Origin of the sequence: Xanthovirga aplysinae, from assembly GCF_009711365.1 — a bacterium.
GTDB classification, from domain to species: Bacteria; Bacteroidota; Bacteroidia; order Cytophagales; family Cyclobacteriaceae; genus Xanthovirga; species Xanthovirga aplysinae.
This window is the reverse complement of record NZ_SMMB01001078.1, coordinates 1-7661: the sequence shown is the minus strand read 5'-3', so window position 1 is coordinate 7661 and position 7661 is coordinate 1. Positions and strand designations below refer to the sequence as shown.

General features: G+C 36.6%; 5 protein-coding genes. All 5 read left to right on the top strand.

Annotated elements, in window-relative coordinates:
- Positions 1-298 precede the first annotated feature (298 nt).
- The 5 genes from E1171_RS12225 to cfa all read left to right on the top strand — a co-directional run bounded on the left by E1171_RS12225 (position 299) and on the right by cfa (position 7342).
- Positions 299-2014, top strand: a complete 1716-nt coding sequence (locus E1171_RS12225; protein WP_155206291.1) for an LptF/LptG family permease — start codon at positions 299-301, stop codon at positions 2012-2014.
- A 97-nt stretch (positions 2015-2111) separates the two neighbouring features.
- Positions 2112-2387 carry a 30S ribosomal protein S15 gene (gene rpsO, locus E1171_RS12220; RefSeq protein ID WP_155206290.1) on the top strand — a complete coding sequence of 92 codons (276 nt, stop codon included), beginning with the start codon at positions 2112-2114 and terminating at the stop codon, positions 2385-2387.
- A gap of 330 nt (positions 2388-2717) precedes the next feature.
- The gene (gene pnp, locus E1171_RS12215) at positions 2718-4853 is read left to right on the top strand and encodes a polyribonucleotide nucleotidyltransferase (RefSeq protein ID WP_155206289.1); all 2136 of its coding nucleotides are present in this window, start codon (positions 2718-2720) and stop codon (positions 4851-4853) included.
- A 143-nt stretch (positions 4854-4996) separates the two neighbouring features.
- Positions 4997-5860: a sigma-70 family RNA polymerase sigma factor gene (locus E1171_RS12210; protein ID WP_155206288.1), complete on the top strand. Its 864-nt coding sequence runs from the start codon at positions 4997-4999 to the stop codon at positions 5858-5860.
- Positions 5861-6214: 354 nt separating this feature from the next.
- Positions 6215-7342, top strand: coding sequence for a cyclopropane fatty acyl phospholipid synthase (gene cfa, locus E1171_RS12205; protein ID WP_155206287.1), 1128 nt, complete (start codon positions 6215-6217; stop codon positions 7340-7342).
- The last annotated feature ends 319 nt before the right edge of the window (positions 7343-7661 follow it).

Sequence of the window (7661 nt, the reverse complement as noted above, 5' to 3'; positions counted from 1 at the left end):
CTTTCTTTTCTTTGATAAGCGGATATTTTTTGTCTATTTTGCTTTAATTGAAGAAACAGAATAGCTTTTTTGAAAAATTGGCTGAAATTAAGGGGAGGGCTTTCAGTTAGTTTTTTAAATAATTTTTTTAAAAGGAAGTCGTTCCCCTTCTTTGAAATGGCATTAAATTCGCTGGTTTTTAGATTGTGTACAAAGAAGATTAAGCAGTAGATGGGTGATTTTGCTGCAGTTCCCTTTTGGTTTATTTTATTTGTCTTATTAAATGAGAAATAAACCAGTTAGCAAGGAAATACTTTATATGAAAAAACTAGACAAATTAATTCTAAAGGCTTTTATTGGTCCTTTTATCCTAACCTTACTGGTGGTGATCTTTATTTTGCTATTGCAAGCACTGATGAGGTACTTTGAGGACTTTATTGGTAAAGGGTTGGGAATGGATGTGTTTGCAGAACTTCTTGGTTATTTTAGTGTGAGTGTAACACCTATGGCCTTGCCTTTGGCTGTTTTGTTATCATCTTTGATGACTTTTGGTAATTTGGGGGAACACTTTGAATTAACGGCCATAAAAGGTGCAGGAATTTCTTTGTTGAGAGCCATGCAGCCGATCTTTAGCTTTGTTGTATTGTTAACTCTTGCAGCCTTTTATTTTAATAATTATGTAGTTCCGAAGGCTAATTTAAAAGCCTATAGCCTGCTGTACGATGTTAAAAAGACTAAGCCCACTTTAAGTTTGAAGGAAGGAAGTTTTTATAATGGTCTTCCTGGATATAGTATAAAGGTGAATAAGAAGGAGGATAATGGTCTGTTAAGAGATATGATTATTTATGATCATTCGGGGCAAAATGGAAACACAACCGTGATCCTGGCTGATTCCGGTAGAATGGAATCGTTTAATAATGACCGTTATCTTAGAATTGTAATGTATAATGGGAATCGTTATTCAAAGGGAAGTGGAACGGGGAATAGTAAATCGAATAAACCTGATCAATACTCTCGTTATAGGTTTGATAAAAATGAGATGATTTTTAGCATGGAATCTTTCGATATGAATGAAACGGATGAAGATTTGTTTCGGACTAATCGATTGATGAGAAATATAGATGAATTGCACTCAGATTTGGATTCTCTTAGTAGTAAAAAGGTGAATCTGTTAGTGGCCAATTATGGAAATAATGGGAGGTATCATACGTACCATTTGAAAGAGGAAATGAGTGCGCCAAAGCGACTTATGGATTTGAAAGAAACTTACCGTAAGCAAAAGTTTGTCAGGGATAGTGTGAGGAATGCTTTTTTAGCTGAACAAAAACCGGGAGTAGATCAAAAAGTGGACCAATCAACTAAGTCCAAAGAACAGGTGGTTCCTGTCAAGAACAAGGTAGGTAAGCCGAAAGTAGTCCTTCCTGAGGGAAACAAAAAACCTAAAAAAATAGAAAAGACCAGAAGGAAACCCGGGGATGCAAAGCTTGAGAAGCAAATGGAGTTGGAGACTAGAGTTGCAGGTTTGGACCCTGATAAAATTGCGGAAGTAGGTGTCGAATTAGGGAAGGATAAGCTAGTAAAGAAAGCTCTTAAGACAGCTCTTAATCAAGCAAAATATGTGAAGGGGAATATTCAGGTACAAGCCAATCAGGTGAAGAAAAATTTACGTGATATAAATGTGTTTGAAAATGAGATTTACAAAAAATATGCGATGGCCGTTTCTTGTCTGGTAATGTTTTTGATTGGAGCTCCTTTAGGGGCAATTATTAAAAAGGGAGGTTTAGGAATGCCGGTTTTAGTTTCCATTTTATTTTTTATCCTTTTTTATGTGTTCTTAACGACAGGGGAAAAATGGAGTAGAGAGGGAGTGGTTCAGCCCTTAGTAGGAATATGGATGGCAAATGTGGTATTATTACCCTTTGGTTTATTCTTCTTGAATCAGGCAAGAAAGGATGCCAGAGTGTTTGAAGCGGATTTTTATGCGGTACTATTTATGAAGTTGAAAAAAAGGTTTCTTTCTACTAGGAAAAAGTGATCAAAAGTATAATTGTCTGTGAATTCTTGGTATTTTTGTTTGTGAATTGTACCTTTGCCCTTTCAAATATAGTTGTTCATCATTATTTTGACTAAGCATGTATTTAGACAAGGAAAAGAAACAAGAGTTGTTCGCGAATCATGGTCGGTTAAAATCTAAGACAGATACTGGATCTCCAGAGTCTCAGATTGCGTTGTTTACTCACCGAATTAACCACCTTACAGAGCATTTGAAAGTTCACAAAAAAGACCACGCAACTCGTCTTGGGCTTTTGAAATTGGTTGGTAAGCGAAGAAGATTGTTAGATTATCTGGCGAAGAAAGAGATCGAGAGATATAGAGCAATTATCAAAGAGTTAAATATTAGAAAGTAAATTTAAACTTTCTTGGAAAGAGGGGATTCAAATTTTGAATTCCCTCTTTTGTTGCTTTTAAATTTGGATTTCAATTGTTTAGGTCTGGATTTATAATTAAACTTAAGTAAAGGAGATATAAATTTACTGGTTTTTAAGAGCGGGCTTTGGGGAAAGTGGTATTGTTTATAGATTTTAAAAGAGTTCCCTTTTGACTTGCGATATTCACTCTTCTGCAATTGAAGATGACTTACCATTGATTGATTTTAAATTTTCATAAAAATATTATACCTTAATTACGGATGATTTTTTTAACATTCGTAATTCTTAATTCGAAATTAAATTTATTATATGCTACCTAATGTTATAACCAAAACTGTCGAATTAAAAGATGGTCGTAAAATAACTATTGAAACAGGGAAATTAGCCAAGCAGGCCGATGGTTCAGTAGTGGTAAGAATGGGAGATGCTATGTTGTTGGCAACGGTAGTTTCCAGTCCAGAGGCTAAGGAGGGGACAGATTTTCTTCCTCTTTCTGTAGATTATCAGGAAAAGTTCGCTGCAGCTGGAAGAATCCCTGGTGGATTTCTCAAAAGAGAAGGTAGATTGTCAGATTACGAGGTGTTAATTAGTCGTTTGGTAGATCGTGCTATCCGACCATTATTTCCGGATGATTACCATGCAGATACACAAGTTAATATTCAACTTATTTCTTTAGACAAAAATGTTGAGCCGGATGCACTGGCAGCATTTGCAGCCTCTTCGGCCCTGTCCGTGTCAGATATTCCATTTAATGGACCGATTTCTGAAGTTAGGGTAATCAAATTAGGAGGTGATTATATCGTTAACCCAACTCCTGACCAGATGGAGGAAGCTTCAATTGATTTGATTGTAGCGGCTTCTTATGACAATATCTTAATGGTTGAAGGAGAGCTTGAGGAAGCTTCCGAAGAAGAAATGTTGGAGGGGATTAAAGTAGCTCATGAAGCTATAAAGGAGCAATGTAAGGTTCAGATGGAGCTTACTCAAGAACTGGGTAAGACAGAAAAACGAACTTACGAGCATGAGATACATGATGAGACCCTAAGGGAAGAACTCCATAAATTGTTTTATGAAAAGCTTTATGCAGCAGCTTTACAGCAAAACGCAGATAAGAAGAAAAGAGGAGAAGCTTTCGAGGCTGTTAAACAAGAGTATATTGATTCTTTGCCAGAAGATCATGAAGTGGACTTAGCCTTGGTGAGTACATATTTTAAAGATATTAAAAAGGAGGCTTGCCGAAATCTTGTTTTGAATGAAAGAAAGAGACTGGATGGCCGTCATTTGACAGAGGTCCGACCAATTTGGTCCGAAACAAATTATTTGCCTACAGCCCATGGATCAGCAATTTTTACAAGAGGTGAAACTCAATCTTTGACTTCTGTAACTTTGGGGACCAAGTTGGATGAACAAATGATTGACAAAGCAAAAGGCTTAAGTTCATCAAGGTTCCTTCTTCATTATAATTTTCCTGGTTTTTCTACTGGAGAGGTACGACCAAATCGTGGTCCAGGCCGAAGAGAAGTGGGACATGGGAATTTAGCACAAAGAGCATTAAAGCAAGTGCTTCCTTCAGATGAAGAAAACCCTTATACTATTCGGGTTGTGTCTGATATTTTAGAATCCAATGGCTCTTCTTCAATGGCTACCGTTTGTGCCGGAGCTTTAGCTTTAATGGATGCAGGAATTCAAATTAAGAAGCCTGTTTCAGGGATTGCAATGGGAATGATTTCTGAGAGCAAGTCTGGACAATACGCTATTCTTTCAGATATTTTGGGGGATGAAGATCACCTTGGTGATATGGACTTCAAAGTGACAGGTACTGAGCAGGGTATTACTGCATGTCAAATGGATATTAAGGTAGAAGGCCTTTCTTATGATGTGTTGAAAGAAGCTTTGACACAGGCAAGGGAAGGAAGACTACACATTTTGAATGAAATGAAAAAGACGCTTAGCCAACCTCGGGCCGAGTTGAAACCTAATGCACCACGATCCGTTACCATTAAGATTGAAAGAGAACAAATTGGGGCAGTAATCGGTCCTGGTGGAAAAGTAGTGCAGGAAATCCAGCAACAGTCAGGAGCTACAGTAATTATTGAAGAAGTAGAAAGTGGTGGATTAGTAAATATTTTTGCTACGGATCAAAACTCTATGGATATAGCCGTAAAACGTATCAAAAATATTGTGGCTGTACCGGAAGTAGGGGCAGTTTACGATGGAGTCGTTAAATCCATAATGCCATTCGGTGCGTTTGTTGAATTTATGCCTGGAAAGGATGGTCTTCTTCATATTTCAGAAATAAAATGGGAACGTTTAGAAAACCTTGAAGGGGTACTTGAAGTTGGTGAAGAAGTGAAAGTGAAATTAACTGAAATCGATAAAAAATCTGGTAAATTCAGACTCTCTAGAAAGGTTTTACTTCCTAAGCCAGAGAAATCGAACCGCTAGATTTTTATTGACAGTTTTTTTGCGGGTAAAGCCATAATAAAAATGGTTTTGTTCGTTTTAAACAGCAGAATTGAGAAGAACATCCGGCCTGAAGGCATGGGTTGACTTTTTATAGTACTAAGATTTAAAAACTTTGGAATTGAATGAGACAACTCAAGATTAGCAAACAAATTACTAACAGGGAAAGTCAATCCTTAGATAAATATTTACAGGAAATCGGTAAGGTGGATTTACTTACTCCCGATGAGGAAGTAGTGTTAGCCAAAAGGATCCGGGAGGGAGATCAGATGGCGTTGGAGAAGTTGACAAAGGCTAATTTACGTTTTGTTGTTTCTGTAGCTAAACAATACCAAAACCAAGGCTTGTCTCTTGGTGACTTGATTAATGAAGGTAATTTGGGATTAATTAAAGCTGCTCAGCGATTTGACGAAACCAGGGGGTTTAAGTTTATCTCATATGCCGTGTGGTGGATTCGTCAATCAATCTTACAAGCCTTGGCTGAACAGTCGAGGATTGTGCGTTTGCCTTTAAACCGTGTGGGGTCATTAAACAAGATCTCCAAAACATTTTCTGATCTGGAGCAAAAATATGAGCGTGAGCCTTCTCCCGATGAATTAGCGGAGGTGTTGGAAGTGTCAACTTCAGAGGTGGTGGACACCATGAAAATATCTGGTCGACACGTTTCTATGGATGCTCCATTTGTTCAAGGGGAGGAAAACAGTTTGTTGGATGTATTAGAGAATGATACAGAAGAGAAGCCAGACCAAGAGTTAATGAATGACTCTTTGAGAAAAGAAGTTCAAAGAGCCTTGTCGACACTAACTCAACGGGAGGCGGATGTAATCACTCTTTACTTTGGACTTAATGGAGAGCATTCGATGACGCTGGAGGAAATTGGAGAGAAGTTTAATCTAACCAGGGAAAGGGTACGACAAATTAAAGAGAAAGCTATCCGAAGGTTACGACATACTTCTAGGAGTAAAGCTTTAAAACCATATTTGGGCTAATGAAGGAACATTTACTTAGATAGATATTTATTTACTTATATTAACTTTATTAAACCGGCCTTTTAGGGCCGGTTTTTTTGTTTGTTAGGCTGAAAGTTCTTAAAGTTATTCTCCTTCTTTTTCTTCTAAAGTGGGGTAAATCAAAGACGTGATTACTGCTATTCAATTAAGAATCATCAATTTAGATCAGCTTTTTTTATATCAGTGTCCTATTATCTCAGGGAGCATTCAGAAAACCTAAAAGTTGATTTGTTTTGTTTGCATTTGCCTTTTTAAAATTGTATTATCATAGTAAAAACACCTCTGAAATTTAGGCCTTATGGGCTTAATAACTAACTTAATTTTGAGAGAATTATGAGTGTATCAACAGCAAAAGCTGCACTTGAAAGGTTATTAGCTCCGGCAGATGTCGAGATCAATGGGGATAGACCCTGGGATATTAAAGTGAATGATGTTAGGGTTTATCAAAGGGTGTTAACCAAAGGATCCTTGGCTGTGGGTGAGTCATATATGGACGGATGGTGGGAATGTGATAAATTAGAAGAATTAATTACCCGTGTATTTCGACTTCAAATTGATCGTAAATTTCGGTTCAAATGGGCTGATGTGCGTTTATATTTTAGAGAATTGCTATTTAATATGCAGTCGCCCAAGCGTTCAAAAAAAGTGATTCTGGAACATTATGATTTAGGTAATGACCTTTTTTTTACATTTTTAGATCCCTATCGCCAATATACATGTGCCTATTTTAAGGATACCGAAGACTTGGGAAAGGCTCAGATTAATAAACTTGAACTAATTTGCAAAAAACTCTATTTAAAGCCGGGTGATAAAGTATTAGATATAGGTTGTGGTTTTGGTGGATTGGCCAAATTTATGTCTGAACATTATGGTTGTGAGGTAACAGGGGTAAGCATTTCTAAGGAACAGTTAAGTTTTGCCAAAGATTTTTGTAAAGGATTGCCTGTTAACTTTGTTAATAGGGATTATAGGCATTTTATTGAATATGGTAAATTTGATAAGATTGTAAGTGTTGGGATGTTTGAAGCGGTGGGGTTCAAGAACTTTAGGCAATTTATGGAGGTTGTGGAGAAAAATTTGAAGGAAAATGGACTTTTTCTCTTGCATACAATGGGAAGCCCCATTACAATGAAATCAATAGAACCATGGGTGGATAAGTATATTTTCCCTAATGGAATGCTACCCTCCATTAGCCAAATTGGCAAGGCTATAGAGGGTTTATTTGTGATGGAAGACTGGCATAATTTTGGATATTACTATTATAAAACATTAATGGCTTGGTTCAAAAACTTTGAAAGTAACTGGCATATGATTAAAGGTAAATATGACCAACGGTTTTATAGAATGTGGAAGTTTTACCTTTTGTCATTTGCAGCTATTTTTCAAAGTAGAAAGGATCAATTGTGGCAAATAGTGCTTTCTAAGAGGGGGGTTGAAGGAGGGTACAAGTCTTTTAGGTAGGACTTTCAATAATAACAACTATATAAAGGTAAAAAGATGGAGATTGGAAATTCGATTACTAGTGAAGCCATTTTTTTCTTGAAGGAAAATTAAAACCCATTGTAAGTGAATTTTGTGGGGATTTTAAAGACAAACTTATAAATTTCTTTACCAAAGGGAAATGAAGGTTTTAGTATTGGAGTATTTCCCCAATTTTTAGCCATAATCTTCAAACAAATACAATTGGATTTCGTTTTTGTCTAATAGTTTGCATTTTTTTAAATGCTTTTTTTTGATATTTGTTCTTCTAAGAATTAGATGGAGGCAGTGTAAAAGGTGG